This window comes from Zobellia sp. OII3 (assembly GCF_002211465.1).
Classification (GTDB): Bacteria; Bacteroidota; Bacteroidia; order Flavobacteriales; family Flavobacteriaceae; genus Zobellia; species Zobellia galactanivorans.
Map to the genome: position 1 here is coordinate 1,062,562 of NZ_MWRZ01000001.1, position 12,946 is coordinate 1,075,507.

Below are 12,946 nucleotides of genomic sequence, written 5' to 3' on the forward strand. Positions count from 1 at the left end.
CAATAGTGATTCCTTTTTGAGAGGTTTCCTTATTGCGCTTATTACTATTTGTTAAGTTTTTTATTTCCTATTTTAATTCCCAGCCTTTGCGGTACTTGCCCTTTACCCATTCATTGGCCAAGTCCCAGTTGGTGACTTTCATGTTGGCACCGTCCCATAGGATTTTTCTTCTTCCCGGATAATCGAAAGGATCCCAATCACCGAGTTTTTTACCTTCTTTCAGTTTCTTGTACTGGAATGCCTTAATGGCCAAATTGCCCATTAATACAGCTTCGGTCAAGGGTCCTGACTTTTTAAAGTCCGATGAGGTTTCGCTTCCGTTTAAACAACCCTCTACAAAGTTTCTTTGGTGGCCTTCTACATCCCCATCAATTCGTTTTAGGTAGGGTGCGGGCGCTTTGAACATATCCATGTTCTTGCTGGGGAGCAATCGGGCATTTCGGGAATAGGTGTCTGTTACCAAAATACCTTTGGTTCCATAGAACACCGAGCCTCCTCCGCCATCGCCGATAGTTTCGCCATCGGCCAATTCATCCGGTAGGTCGGGCATAAGTCCGCCATCGTACCAGTTCAAGGCAATATCGCCATGCTGTTCCGTATTGAATTTTAATCTTACTATGGAGGAAGCGGGGCAAGATTCGCTATAATCAGCTTCAACAAAATCGCCTACCCAGTTCGTAGTACAGCTAGCTTCCGCTTCAGTAGGGTAACCTAGGCCAAGTACGCTAAATGGCGTTTCCATAATATGGCATCCCATATCGCCAAGGGCTCCGGTTCCAAAGTCCCAGAAACCTCTCCATTTAAAGGGAAGGTAGGCGGCGTTGTAATCACGTTGTGCGGCTACACCTAGCCAAAGGTCCCAATCAAGACCTTTTGGAACACGTTGTTTTTCGGTAGGCGCAGGAACGCCTTGCGGCCATACGGGGCGGTTTGTCCAGCAGTCTACTTTGTATACTTTTCCAATAATACCGGAGTCTATCCATTCTTTGGCCTCACGGCTGCCATCACTTGAAGCTCCTTGGTTTCCCATTTGGGTAACGATTCCGTGTTCTTGGGCCACTTTGGTCATCAGACGTGCTTCATTGATGTTATGCGTCAAGGGTTTCTCTACATAAGCGTGCTTTTTGGCGCGCATGAACGGTAATGCTATAGAGGCATGCATATGGTCGGGAGTTGCCACCATAATGGCATCGATGTCTTTAAGATGCTTATCGTATACCTTTCTATAATCTTTGTACTTTTTAGCTTTAGGGTATTTCTCGTAGGTACCTGCCGCCCTTCGGTCATCAACATCGCATAGTGTTACGAACTTTACTTTTCCGGTGTCGTTTAAACCCCTGATTACTCCTGCTCCTCGCCCTCCTACTCCAAAGGCGCCCATATAGAGCGTGTCACTTGGGGCAACGTGGTTCTTGCCCATAACAAAACTGGGTACGATGGAAAATACGGTAGAGGCCGCAGCGGCATTCTTGATAAACTTTCTTCTTTGCATCTTCAATAATTGGATTATGGTTCTGGAATTGAAGGTACAAAAAAATGTAAAAGAGAAAGGGAATGCAGGGCTTTCCTATGCGTTTACATTGTTAAATGGTGTTGTAGCGACCAGTGGGTCCCATTCTTTATAGAATTCCTCAAGGTAGTCCAACATAAATTGATGTCGCCTTTCGGCCAGTTTTTTTCCGGTTTTCGTATTCATTTTGTCTTTTAGCAAAAGAAGCTTTTCGTAAAAATGGTTGAGGGTAGGGGCTTTTGATTTTTTATATTCCTCCTTGGTCATTTTTAGATTTGGGGCAATATCGGGGTTGTAGAGTTCCCTGTTTTTAAACCCACCATAATTAAAGGCCCTGGCGATACCAATGGCACCTAGGGCATCTAAGCGGTCGGCATCTTGCACCACTTGTAGCTCCAAGGAGTCGAATTTTTGGCCCTGTTGTGCTTCAAGTGAATTTTTAAAGCTGATATTTTCGATAATCTTGACCACGTGGTCAACGATTTTTGGGTCTACTTTGAGCTCGGCCAAAAATTGCTGGGCGAGTTTTGGTCCCACACTTTCGTCACCACTGTTGAATTTGGCATCGGCAATATCGTGTAAAAGGGCGCCAAGACCAACGACAAGAACGTCTACGTTTTCTTCTTTGGCAATAAGCAAGCTGTTCTTAAAAACACGTTGGATATGGAACCAATCGTGACCGCCTTCGGCCCCTTGTAAAGTCTCTTTTGCAAAAGCAATGGTCTGTTCTATAATTTCAGGGTCGCTCATCTTATGATTTAAAGGAAGTTACGCCCGATACGACTTTCCGTTCGGCTTCGGCCAAAACGGAATCGAAATCAGAAGTGACTTCAATGGGTTCGTGTACTTGAAAGCTAATATGGTTTCCAATACCGTTGGGAAATTTACCGTATTTGAGCATCTTCCATGAGTTGTTGATGCTTATCGGGACCACTAAGGCCGAAGGGGCATTTTTCATAAGAAGTTTCAAACCGGTGGCCTTAAAGGGTTTGGGGTGCCCGGTACGGCTTCGGGTGCCCTCGGGGAATATAACGGCACTTCGCTTGTGCTTTTCTATGTAGCGTCCGAGCTTGGCGATTTCGGTCAGTGATTGGCGACTGTCTTTTCTGTCGATCAGTACGGAGCCTCCGTGTCTTAGATTATAGGAAACACTAGGAATGCCCCTGCCGAGTTCTTTTTTGCTGACAAATTTAGGGTGGTGCTTCCGCATGAACCAGATGATGGGAGGGATGTCGTGCATGCTCTGATGGTTCGGCACTATGATCAAGGGCCGGTCCGTGGGAATATTATAGGGGTTTTTGAATGAATAGGTAGTTCCCAGAATATGGGTACAGCGCATTAGCGAGAGGTTGAGCAAGGCAACGCTGGCCCTGTGGGCATTGTATCCAAAAAGATTGAAGCAGATCCACTGAATAGGGTGAAACACCAACAGACACAATCCGAAGAAAATCATGTAGAGTAAGGTAAGCGGATATGCGAATAGCTTTTGCATGGTGCAAAAATAAAAAACCGCTTCTTTGTGAAGCGGTTTTTTTATTTTATTTCCCTTTTACGAGGGAAGGGCAATAAATTAAAGTCTTAGCAAAACTCGTCGTAAGCACTAATTAGGTTTTCGGCAATCAATTCTGCCGGTCTACCTTCAATATGGTGGCGTTCTATCATATGAACCAATTCGCCATCTTTAAAAAGTGCCATACTAGGCGATGATGGAGGAAAAGGAACCATAAGGTTTCTTGCCGCATTAACTGCTTCGATATCTACACCTGCAAAGACAGTTACCGCATGGTCGGGCTTTTTGGCATTGCGAAGACTCAACTTTGCTGCCGGTCTTGCATTGGCCGCTGCACAACCGCACACGGAGTTTACTACTACCAAGGTGGTACCTTCTTTTTTAATTGCATTTTCGACCGCTTCGGCCGTATATAATTCTTCAAACCCGGCGGAAGCCAAGTCGTCTCTCATAGGTTTTACCAATTCTGGAGGATACATAAATCTTTAATTTTAATGTGGTTAACAAAGATACTTAATTTGTCGCATTTTGTTGATAGACTTAACGTTTCCTTTGAGAAAAAGCATCTTGGGAGGGATTATGGCCGTGGGGCAATGGCATTCTTTGCCGAAACAAAGATGACTCACGGCTTTTTTGATGCCTTAGTTCTGCCTCCTTTTAATATCTTTGCCCAAATTTAGAAAAGGCATGATCAAATGGTTCGCGGCCATCATAGGGTATTATTTCTTTCGGTTTCCGGGTGCTATTTTGGGCTACTTGGTAGGAAGTCTGATCGATGGTTTTAAGATAAGTGGTAGTGCAGGGGGGCAGGCCATTTTTGGGGATATGGCGAGACAGAAAGTGTCGCCGGCCGATTTTGAGCTCAATTTGTTGTCTTTGTGTTCCATTGTGATCAAGGCAGACGGTACGGTAAGTCAACGTGAATTGGATTATGTTCGGCAATATTTTGTCAGCACCTATGGAAAGGATAAGGCCAATGCCATTTTCAGGACGTTCAATGATATCAACAAAAAACACGAGATATCGGCGGAACGTATTTGTACGTTTTTAAATCAAAGAACGCGTTACGAGGTTCGCTTGCAGTTGCTTCACTTTCTTTTTGGAATTGCCCAGGCCGACGGTTCCGTCAGTAATCCGGAGATAGATAAGATCCGTGAAATTGCGGGTTATTTGAGGGTAAACTTGCGCGATTTTGAAAGCATCAAGGCCATGTTCATAAAATCGGTCAACAATGCCTATAAAATTCTTGAGATCGACAAGTCTGCCACTAACGACGAGGTAAAGAAGGCATATCGTACGATGGCCAAAAAATATCACCCCGATCGCGTAAACACGCAGAATGAGGCCATTAAAAAGGGTGCCGAGGAGAAATTTAAGGAAGTGCAAAAAGCCTATGAGGAGATTCAGGCCGAAAGAGGTTTGTAGGCCTACTATTTTTGTTCTTCCCATAGTCATATAAAATTGTAGAAAATGCAAGAATTTCTGTTTTACATAAAGATGGGTCTGGAGCATGTACTTGATTTTAACGCGTACGACCATATTCTTTTTTTGGCGGCATTGGCCGTTCCCTTCTCATTTAAAACATGGAAAAAAGTGGTCTTGTTGGCTACCGTCTTCACCATTGCGCACTGCCTATCCTTAGCATTGAGTGCTTATGGGGTCGCTAGGGTTGATGTAGCCCTTATCGAGTTCTTGATTCCCGTGACGATTATGGCTACGGCTATGTTTAATTTGGTGTATCTCAAGGTCCAAACGGCCCAAAAAAGCATAGTCTGGCATGCCATTGCCACAGTTGTGTTCGGTCTGATACACGGTTTTGGTTTCAGTAATTACTTCAGGATGTTGATGGCCGAGGTAGACGACAAGTTGGTGCCCCTTTTAGGCTTTGCCACGGGCATTGAACTTTCACAGGTTACCGTTGTTCTGTCCGTTTTGGTATTGGGTTGGGCCGTTGTTTCCGGAGCAAAACTTAAAAAAGTGTACTATGTGGGTATTACGTCTATTTTAATCCTTCTCTTGACAATACCGATGCTGGTTCGTACGTTTCCGATATAGTCACTAATTTATTTTCACTAAAAATTAACCGCCAATTATTGTCGGTCTTTTTCAAAGCGGGTATCTTAGTAGTCTTACAAATAGATAAAAGCTAGTGATACAGAGTGTTGTATCTTCGCATTAGATGGAAAAATCAAAACAGACCAAATACGACAAGGCTTATTTGCGTATGGCCCAAGAATGGGGAAAGTTGTCGTACTGCCAACGCAAACAAGTAGGCGCCATTATTGTAAAGGATAGAATGATCATTTCCGATGGTTATAATGGCACACCAACGGGCTTTGACAATATTTGTGAAGACGACGAAGGATATACCAAATGGTATGTTTTGCACGCCGAGGCCAATGCCATCAGTAAAGTGGCGTCTTCCACCCAGTCGTGTGAAGGGGCTACCCTGTATATTACATTATCGCCCTGTCGCGAATGCAGCAAGTTGATCCACCAGTCTGGCATAAAACGTGTTGTATACAAAACGGCCTACAAAGACAATTCGGGCTTGGATTTTTTAGAACGTGCCAATGTCGAACTGGTACATATGCCCGAAATAGAGGTCGAGGTAGACCAGACAATCTAATTTATGAAGCGAAAGCAAAACTATATATGGCCAACGGTTATAGCGGCGGCACTTGCCTTGGGCATTTTTGTTGGGGGAAAGTTGCATTTTGCCGATACCCCCGAAAGGCTGTTCACTACCAACTCAAAAAAAGACAAGCTTAACCGCTTGATCGATTATATCGACTATGAGTATGTAGATGATGTTGATACCGATAGTATTGTTGATGTTACCGTAAATCAAATTCTCGAAAAATTAGATCCGCATTCGGTCTATATCCCTAAAAATGAGATGGATCGCGTTTCGGAGAATATGAAGGGGGATTTTGTGGGAATAGGCATCAATTTCTACCCTTATAAAGATACCATTTCGGTCATACGAACCATACCTAAAGGGCCCAGTTATCTAAAAGGAATCAAAGCGGGCGATCGGATCTTAATGGCCGATAACGATACGCTGTACGGTAAAGACTTGGGCAACGATGATATTGTAGGAAAGCTCAAAGGTGAAAAGGGCAGTACCGTAAAATTACAGGTGTACAGAAAGCAAGAGGATAAAGTATTTACGGTCAATGTAAAACGCGATATCGTACCCATAAAAAGCGTCGAGGCCTATTTTATGCTTACCGATGATATGGCTTATATAAAAGTCAATCGCTTTGCCGAATCTACCTATAAGGAATTTAAACAAGCCCTGTCGGAACTCAGAAAGCAGGGGGCTCGCAAGTTGACACTCGATTTAAGGGATAATCCCGGTGGGTATCTTGGTGTGGCCGAACAGATGGCCGACGAGTTTTTGCAAAAAGGAAAACTCATACTCTTTACAAAGAACAAAAGAGGGGAAGTGAACAAGATTCACGCCACGAGCAAGGGAAGTTTTGAAGATAAGCCTGTATATGTGCTGATCAATGAAAGGTCGGCTTCGGCAAGTGAAATTATCGCCGGGGCATTGCAAGACAACGATATTGGGACCATTGTAGGGCGTCGTTCTTTTGGAAAGGGCTTGGTGCAGCGCGAAATGGAACTGGGCGATGGTTCTGCCGTTCGTTTGACCGTATCACGTTATTATACCCCAACGGGAAGAAGCATTCAAAAGACGTATAAAAACGGCAATAAAGACTATTACCAAAAATTTACCGACCGATATCACAGTGGCGAGTTGATCTCGGTAGATAGTATCAAGGTAGCCGATTCGCTCAAATTTGTTACGCCCAAGGGCAAGGTAGTCTATGGTGGCGGGGGCATTATTCCCGACGTATTCGTTCCAATAGGTACCAATGAAGAGGAAGCGGTAGAAAGTATGGATAGCTTCGGCTGGCTTTCTTATTTTATATTCGAACATCTAGATGACGATCGTAAGCGCTATAGCTCGTTGACCGAAAAGGAATTTATAGAAGACTTTAGGGTAGATGATATCCTATTTGAGAAATTTGTCGACTACTCCATTAGGCGAAACCTTAGAATGGACTTCTACAAGTATGAAAGCAGTATCAAATTGTATTTAAAGGCGGCCTTGGCCGAGCAGTTGTTCGGGCCCAATATCCATGCAAAAATAAAAAGTGCCCAAGATAAAATGCTGCAAGAGGTACTCAAATTAGACAAGCCCGAAGCCTATGGAGAACAGGTGGAAGGCCTTGAGATCAATGACTAATCTCGCTGTTCTATTTTTTTCTGGATCTTTTTGCTCGTCCTGAAGATCAAAAGTAGCAACACGGCACATAAAGAGGCCACTATGCCGATAAGGGCTATAGTGCTGTCTCCATTGAGCGGGTCTTGAAAATCGACAATAGTGACGTTGTAGGCAATCAGCGCAACGGCCAATGCGATTAAAATTAAGGTGAATGTCTTGTTCATGGTATGTTTTTTAATATTTCCGGCAACTTTCGAAAGCAATTATCCTACTAGAAAAGCTCGTTGATGTTGGCGGCGAACAGTTTTACCGCAATGGCCAAGAGAATAACACCAAAGACCTTTCGTATAATATTCAGTCCGTTTTTACCCAAAACACTTTCAATGCGTTTTGAAGATTTCAGAACGATATATACAAAAATAGTGTTTATAGTAATGGCGACAATGATGTTTTCAACATGATATTCGGCCCTTAGTGAAAGCAATGCGGTAAGGGTACCTGCCCCGGCAATGAGCGGAAATGCAATCGGTACGATCGAGGCACTTTCGGGCTCGTCTTCCTTGTACAGCGTAATTCCCAATATCATTTCAAGGGCCAGGAAGAAAAGAATGAAAGATCCCGCAACGGCAAAGGAGTAGACATCTATGCCGATCAGTTTCAGTATTTTCTCTCCGACAAAAAGAAAGGCGATCATGATGACCAATGATACCACCGACGCCTTTTCTGACTCGATATGCCCCACTTTTTTTCGTAAGCCTATAATAATAGGTACGCTTCCTAAAATGTCGATGACCGCAAAGAGGATCATTGTGGCCGTGGCAATTTCCCGAAAATCGAAATGTACCTTCATACTTTTAAATTTTCGGCAAAATTACATTTATTAAAACGGATTAGCGGCATGCAACTTCAAATAAATTACTAGGTCAAAATCCCCCTTTAAAAAGTATCTTTGCATATCTAAATAGGTATTTATGTTTCAATTGGGTAAGACCATCGTATCTGAAGAGATTATAGAGAACGAATTTGTCTGTAATCTTTCTGCCTGTAAGGGTACATGTTGTGTTGACGGTAATGCAGGCGCTCCGCTTGATGAAGATGAAACCGAAATTTTGGTGGACATATACAGTAAGGTCAAGCCTTACCTCAGAAAAGAGGGTATAGATGCCATTGAAGAACAAGGTGCGTTTATCAAAGGCGAAGATGATGAATGGGAAACCCCATTGGTCAACGATAGCGAATGTGCCTACGTCGTGTTTTCTGAAAACGGTACGGCAAAATGTGGTATTGAAGAGGCGTATAACGATGGCGCGATCAATTGGAAAAAACCCGTGTCATGCCACCTATATCCGATTCGTATAAGGGAATACACCGAGTTGACCGCAGTTAATTACCATAAATGGAGCATTTGTGATCCCGCGTGTGCTTTAGGGGAAGAGCTGCAAGTGCCCATCTACAAATTTGTAAAAGAAGCGCTGATCCGTAAGTTCGGCGAGGCTTGGTACAAAGAACTCGAAGAAGTGGCCGAAGAGCATACTAAACCGTAGGAATATGTAAAATAATCCTTGTGCCTGCCGATGTTCCATCTTCATGGTAGAGGTCTACGATTTCAACTTCGAACGAATTCTGAAAGTCTTTTGAGAAATTGGCCAGACGTTCCTTGGTAATATCTATTCCGACCGACTTGCGTTTGAGAATCTTGTTCAATTTTAACTTTTCCGCGGCTTCCCTTCCTACACCGTTATCCGTAATGGAAATGTGAATGTATTGTTCTTGGTCTTTTGAAATATGAAGGTCGATGGATTTTTTTCCGGTTTTTGACGAAAGGCCGTGCCACAAGGCGTTTTCTAAGAAAGGCTGTAAAATTAGCGATGGAATTTTTATCGTATGCGTATCGACACCTTCATCGATGCGAACCTTAAAGTCGATTTCATTCGAGAAGCGGATGTTTTCAATGTTCATGTAGAGTTCAACCGTCTCGAGCTCTTCGGCAAGGGGAATTTCGCGCATCGATGAAGCTTCCAATATTTTTCGTACCAATTTAGAGAACTTGTTCAGGTAGTGGACTGCATTTTTTTGTTCATTGTTGATGATGTACAGTTTTATACTGTTCAACGAATTGAACAAAAAATGCGGATTCATCTGGCTTCGGAGCATGCTTTGTTCAAGGGTGAGTAGTTTCTTTTCGTTCTTTAGTTGGTATTGTCGGTACAATATGTAGAATATGCCGGCCAAAAGGGCTAGGGCGATACCCCCGATAAGCAAGGTGGTGCGACTGGTTCGAAGTTCCATTTGGACTATTTCGTAGTTTTGCGCGAGCCTTTGTATCTGATTGTTCTTTTTTTCCGAATCGTATTTAAAGATGATGTCGTTAACATAGCGTACGGTACTCTCATTGGCTACTTCCTCGTCGAGTTCATAGGCCCTCATATTGGCGGTCAAGGCCTTTTTGTAATCGCCCATATATTGGTAGAGTTCCGTCAGCAAATGGTTGGCCCTGGCCGCTTCTGCCCGTAAATTATACTTTTCGGCTATGCGTAGGCCTTCGAGAATGTTTTCTTCCGCACCGGAAAAATTGTTCGTTGCCATTTGAGACCAGCCGATGTTCGTATAAATGGGCGATATCAAGAAGCCATCTCCCAATTTTTCGGCAAGTGGCAAGGTAGACCTCAGAAGATTCGATGCTTCGGTAATGCGGTTTTGCTTCAGGTAGATCTGGCCAATGCTGTTCTTGCAGATTACACGGCCCATATCACTGTTTATTTCTTCGTTATAGGCCAATGAAGTGCGGTAGTTGCTGAGGGCTTCGTCTAATTCACCTAGATGTTCTTGGCATTCCCCAATATTCTGATAATTGATGGCCATGCCCAAGGTGTTCCCGAGTTCAGACTCGAGTTTCATCGACCTTTTAAAGTACTCAATGGCCTGCCCGTATTGGTTCAGCATAATGTATAGGTTGCCTATACAGTTAAGGGACACGTTTATGCTCTTTTTTAGACTTTTTGATTTTTCCTTGACACTTTCAGCCAGTTCAAGGGCTTCTTTGTTGTAGTCCATGGCCGTACGAATCGATGAGGTTCGTCGGTATACGACTCCCAAATCGTTTAGGCTGGCGACCCTAAATTCAATGTTATTGGTTGAATTGGCTATTTCTAGGGCTTCCTTATGCAATGCTATGGCCTTGGTGTATTGTGAGGTGTTGCGGTAGACCCTGCCCAATTCATTTAGGGCATAGGTGCGTCCGGGCAAGTAGTTCTCCTTTAAAGTGGTATTGGACAGGTAGCGCATTAAAATGGTATCGCTCTTATAGGGTTGTAGTACGGAGTGTATTTCCCCATAGGTCTCTGGGGCCGCATGGATCAGGCTGTCAACAGTTTGTTTGAACGATGAGGGAACAAATTGTGCATGGCAAAAAGTAATACATGAAAAAAACACAAGGCAAATCACCTTTATGGCCATAGGTGGGTAATAAAAGATGAGGGAATTTTTAATATGTATCCGTTGAAACTGCATTAAGTTTTATAGCATATCCAGAAAGTCCGATTTTTTTTGCCTGGAAACGGGAATCTTATGGTTCGATTCGAGTATTACATAGCCATCTGTCTTTAAGAATTCTTTTATTTTAGTAAGGTTGATAATGTATGAATTGTGGATCCTGAAAAACGTATCGGCAGGAAGCAGTTCATTGACTTCTTTCAGTTTTTTGGTGAGTACGATCTTATGGCCATCGGCCAAGAAAATAGTACTGTAGTTCCCATCCGATTCGGCATACAGAATTTCGTCGCTGTCTAAAAACACCAGTTTGCCATCGGTATTAAAGGTTATTTTTTTGTGCTTGGCGTTAGAATTAAAGTTTAAGAGCAATTTCTCTAACCGCTCGGCCGTATAGTTTTTGGCGTTGTACCTTCTGATTTTGACAATGGTTTCCTTAAGATCGTCGGTATCTATAGGTTTTAAAAGGTAATCAATAGCCTCGTTTTTCAATGCTTTAATGGCATATTGGTTATAGGCCGTAGTGATGACCACCGGAAAGTTCTTGTTGGTAAGCTTTTGGATAAATTGAAACCCGTCCATAGTCGGCATTTCAATATCCAAGAAAAGACAATCGGGAGTGTGTGTTTCAAGATAGCTCAGGGCTTCAAAAGGGTCGGTAAATGAAGCATCGACCTTAATTTCGTCACTGAAATTGGTCAATTCCCAAGATAGGCTTTGCAATGCCTTAATTTCATCATCAACAATTACGGCTTCTAACATAGAATTCAGCTTTAAGGTAAATTAATCAAATTTAATGGTATACCGTGGTTTCTAAAAAAAAGATGTGCCGTTGGATGGGTTTCTCGTATAATCGGCCTAAAAAAATGTAAATATGGTTTTAAAGGTTAAAAATTGGCGCGATTATTGATTTTACCCACATAATTAGGGTTTTGTTAACACCAAAATCCCTCTAAAAGCAGGCAAAGTGCTATTTATACAGAAAAAAGCACCATTTACACATAAGGCCTGTAAAGCTCATAAGGTCAAGGCTAATTTAGGCTTGAAATTGTGATGGATATTAATGTTTCCCCATTAAGGTTTGATGTCAAACCGCAGTAAGGTTGAACTAAATAAGAATTACAATGAGAAAGTGTGTTGTTATGTTCACGGTATTGGTAGTGCTGCTAATAGTAGCAATGTATACCAATCAAGACGGGAAAAGTAATTATGACAAGAATCGTTTAGGAAACGAACAATTTGTCGAAAACACAATGAATGAGCTTTCGGAAGAGTCAGTACTCACCTCAAAAAATTGATAGATATGAACGATTTGTTTCAATTTTTTATACGAGCAGGTAAATTTAGTTTTTGGATATTGTTTTCGTTTTTGTTCCTGTCTAGTGAAACGGTAGAAAATGGTTTTGTCAATGCCGAAAATAAAGACGGGGTTTATCCTATGATATCCGCTATGAGCGATGTAGACGAAGCATTGGCCATTCCTATGGTATTTGAAATGAATGATATAGCTTCTAAGAATGGTCGTTTGTATACTACACTCGAGTTAATGATGAACAATGCCGATAAGCGCGAAAATGTAATGGGTATTCTAGTTTCAATGTCTTCGGCCGATACCACCAATTTGTTGAAGAAATATACGGTACGGCCCAATGCAGAGAGTTTTCTACAAGATTTTAAGGGAGTGTTCGGTTTTGTCAATGTTGACGATTTGGGCGAAAAGCCTTTTTTTGCCTACAACGGCACCTTTACGGTCAATGAGTATAATGGACTGTCTATGAGTGGTGATATCCATATTCAGTTTCAAAATTTTGAGGGTCAAATCATTCAGGTGAAAAGAAAATTCACTGCCGTCAAAAAAGAGGTGGAGACCTATGAAAACATGCTTGCGAAACGCTAAGTTTTCGGGCATGTAGCATTATTTGTAATATTCTACCAGTGATCAAGTTAGAATGTACAAATATGCTTTTGTATAGTGCGCGGTGTAAAGAAAATGCTTATTTTTACCATCCCCCCGATTGCTATAAGCCAAGTATGAGTACGCCTTAGGGCATAAATATAGAAGAATAGACCAAGCATAACTATATACAAAAAATCAATGGGGAACTAGCTACAATTTTATGAAACTGCCAACCAAAAAGGTACGGTTCTAGGCGTCGTGTTAAGATAAAGAACATGAATTGTCCGTCTAATGAAACCACTT

General features: G+C 42.4%; 15 protein-coding genes. 7 read left to right on the forward strand and 8 right to left on the reverse strand.

Features of this window, described 5'->3' with window-relative positions:
- Positions 1-67: 67 nt before the first annotated feature.
- The 4 genes from B4Q04_RS04455 to B4Q04_RS04470 all read right to left on the reverse strand — a co-directional run bounded on the left by B4Q04_RS04455 (position 68) and on the right by B4Q04_RS04470 (position 3,499).
- Positions 68-1,492: a Gfo/Idh/MocA family protein gene (locus B4Q04_RS04455; RefSeq protein ID WP_088696095.1), complete on the reverse strand. Its 1,425-nt coding sequence runs from the start codon at positions 1,490-1,492 to the stop codon at positions 68-70.
- A 75-nt stretch (positions 1,493-1,567) separates the two neighbouring features.
- Complete coding sequence (locus tag B4Q04_RS04460; RefSeq protein ID WP_088696096.1) at positions 1,568-2,260, reverse strand: HD domain-containing protein; 693 nt, start codon at positions 2,258-2,260, stop codon at positions 1,568-1,570.
- 1 nt (position 2,261) lies between these two features.
- Positions 2,262-3,002: a lysophospholipid acyltransferase family protein gene (locus B4Q04_RS04465; protein WP_046287417.1), complete on the reverse strand. Its 741-nt coding sequence runs from the start codon at positions 3,000-3,002 to the stop codon at positions 2,262-2,264.
- Positions 3,003-3,088: 86 nt separating this feature from the next.
- The gene (locus B4Q04_RS04470) at positions 3,089-3,499 is read right to left on the reverse strand and encodes a BrxA/BrxB family bacilliredoxin (RefSeq protein WP_013993245.1); all 411 of its coding nucleotides are present in this window, start codon (positions 3,497-3,499) and stop codon (positions 3,089-3,091) included.
- Positions 3,500-3,707: 208 nt separating this feature from the next.
- On the opposite strand from B4Q04_RS04470, the gene B4Q04_RS04480 reads away from it, so the two are divergent.
- The 4 genes from B4Q04_RS04480 to B4Q04_RS04495 all read left to right on the forward strand — a co-directional run bounded on the left by B4Q04_RS04480 (position 3,708) and on the right by B4Q04_RS04495 (position 7,278).
- Entirely contained in the window at positions 3,708-4,445 is a 738-nt protein-coding gene (locus tag B4Q04_RS04480; RefSeq protein ID WP_088696097.1) for a TerB family tellurite resistance protein, read from the forward strand.
- A gap of 45 nt (positions 4,446-4,490) precedes the next feature.
- Entirely contained in the window at positions 4,491-5,075 is a 585-nt protein-coding gene (locus B4Q04_RS04485; RefSeq protein ID WP_013993248.1) for a HupE/UreJ family protein, read from the forward strand.
- 124 nt (positions 5,076-5,199) lie between these two features.
- On the forward strand, positions 5,200-5,649 hold the full coding sequence (locus B4Q04_RS04490) for a deoxycytidylate deaminase (protein ID WP_013993249.1): 450 nt from the start codon (positions 5,200-5,202) through the stop codon (positions 5,647-5,649).
- 3 nt (positions 5,650-5,652) lie between these two features.
- A complete protein-coding gene (locus tag B4Q04_RS04495; protein WP_088696098.1) occupies positions 5,653-7,278 on the forward strand; it encodes a S41 family peptidase in 1,626 nt (541 codons plus the stop codon).
- On the opposite strand, the gene B4Q04_RS04500 is transcribed toward B4Q04_RS04495, so the two are convergent.
- Together B4Q04_RS04500 and B4Q04_RS04505 are read right to left on the reverse strand one after the other, a co-directional pair.
- Positions 7,275-7,481, reverse strand: coding sequence for a hypothetical protein (locus B4Q04_RS04500; protein ID WP_046287839.1), 207 nt, complete (start codon positions 7,479-7,481; stop codon positions 7,275-7,277). The genes B4Q04_RS04495 and B4Q04_RS04500 overlap by 4 nt on opposite strands.
- Before the next feature lie 47 nt (positions 7,482-7,528).
- The gene (locus B4Q04_RS04505; RefSeq protein ID WP_013993252.1) at positions 7,529-8,107 is read right to left on the reverse strand and encodes a MarC family protein; all 579 of its coding nucleotides are present in this window, start codon (positions 8,105-8,107) and stop codon (positions 7,529-7,531) included.
- Positions 8,108-8,228: 121 nt separating this feature from the next.
- Here B4Q04_RS04505 and B4Q04_RS04510 point away from each other — a divergent pair, with 121 nt between their 5' ends.
- Positions 8,229-8,801, forward strand: coding sequence for a DUF3109 family protein (locus B4Q04_RS04510; RefSeq protein WP_013993253.1), 573 nt, complete (start codon positions 8,229-8,231; stop codon positions 8,799-8,801).
- Here B4Q04_RS04510 and B4Q04_RS04515 read toward each other — a convergent pair.
- A complete protein-coding gene (locus tag B4Q04_RS04515) occupies positions 8,791-10,713 on the reverse strand; it encodes a tetratricopeptide repeat protein (protein ID WP_236630967.1) in 1,923 nt (640 codons plus the stop codon). The two genes, B4Q04_RS04510 and B4Q04_RS04515, sit on opposite strands and share 11 nt — an antisense overlap.
- A gap of 60 nt (positions 10,714-10,773) precedes the next feature.
- Positions 10,774-11,508: a LytR/AlgR family response regulator transcription factor gene (locus B4Q04_RS04520; RefSeq protein WP_013993255.1), complete on the reverse strand. Its 735-nt coding sequence runs from the start codon at positions 11,506-11,508 to the stop codon at positions 10,774-10,776.
- Between the two features lie 362 nt (positions 11,509-11,870).
- On the opposite strand from B4Q04_RS04520, the gene B4Q04_RS22665 reads away from it, so the two are divergent.
- Together B4Q04_RS22665 and B4Q04_RS04525 are read left to right on the forward strand one after the other, a co-directional pair.
- Positions 11,871-12,044, forward strand: a complete 174-nt coding sequence (locus B4Q04_RS22665) for a hypothetical protein (RefSeq protein WP_161496040.1) — start codon at positions 11,871-11,873, stop codon at positions 12,042-12,044.
- A gap of 5 nt (positions 12,045-12,049) precedes the next feature.
- The gene (locus B4Q04_RS04525) at positions 12,050-12,643 is read left to right on the forward strand and encodes a hypothetical protein (protein ID WP_013993257.1); all 594 of its coding nucleotides are present in this window, start codon (positions 12,050-12,052) and stop codon (positions 12,641-12,643) included.
- Positions 12,644-12,946: the final 303 nt, after the last annotated feature.

Bases quoted from the DNA above. Each gene is read 5' to 3' on its own strand.
- B4Q04_RS04485 (WP_013993248.1), top strand. From the start codon at position 4,491: ATGCAAGAATTTCTGTTTTACATAAAGATGGGTCTGGAGCATGTACTT.
- B4Q04_RS04460 (WP_088696096.1), bottom strand. From the start codon at position 2,260: ATGAGCGACCCTGAAATTATAGAACAGACCATTGCTTTTGCAAAAGAG.
- B4Q04_RS04455 (WP_088696095.1), bottom strand. From the start codon at position 1,492: ATGCAAAGAAGAAAGTTTATCAAGAATGCCGCTGCGGCCTCTACCGTA.
- B4Q04_RS04495 (WP_088696098.1), top strand. From the start codon at position 5,653: ATGAAGCGAAAGCAAAACTATATATGGCCAACGGTTATAGCGGCGGCA.
- B4Q04_RS04520 (WP_013993255.1), bottom strand. From the start codon at position 11,508: ATGTTAGAAGCCGTAATTGTTGATGATGAAATTAAGGCATTGCAAAGC.
- B4Q04_RS22665 (WP_161496040.1), top strand. From the start codon at position 11,871: ATGAGAAAGTGTGTTGTTATGTTCACGGTATTGGTAGTGCTGCTAATA.
- B4Q04_RS04480 (WP_088696097.1), top strand. From the start codon at position 3,708: ATGATCAAATGGTTCGCGGCCATCATAGGGTATTATTTCTTTCGGTTT.
- B4Q04_RS04505 (WP_013993252.1), bottom strand. From the start codon at position 8,107: ATGAAGGTACATTTCGATTTTCGGGAAATTGCCACGGCCACAATGATC.
- B4Q04_RS04515 (WP_236630967.1), bottom strand. From the start codon at position 10,713: ATGGCCATAAAGGTGATTTGCCTTGTGTTTTTTTCATGTATTACTTTT.
- B4Q04_RS04465 (WP_046287417.1), bottom strand. From the start codon at position 3,002: ATGCAAAAGCTATTCGCATATCCGCTTACCTTACTCTACATGATTTTC.
- B4Q04_RS04470 (WP_013993245.1), bottom strand. From the start codon at position 3,499: ATGTATCCTCCAGAATTGGTAAAACCTATGAGAGACGACTTGGCTTCC.
- B4Q04_RS04510 (WP_013993253.1), top strand. From the start codon at position 8,229: ATGTTTCAATTGGGTAAGACCATCGTATCTGAAGAGATTATAGAGAAC.
- B4Q04_RS04525 (WP_013993257.1), top strand. From the start codon at position 12,050: ATGAACGATTTGTTTCAATTTTTTATACGAGCAGGTAAATTTAGTTTT.
- B4Q04_RS04500 (WP_046287839.1), bottom strand. From the start codon at position 7,481: ATGAACAAGACATTCACCTTAATTTTAATCGCATTGGCCGTTGCGCTG.
- B4Q04_RS04490 (WP_013993249.1), top strand. From the start codon at position 5,200: ATGGAAAAATCAAAACAGACCAAATACGACAAGGCTTATTTGCGTATG.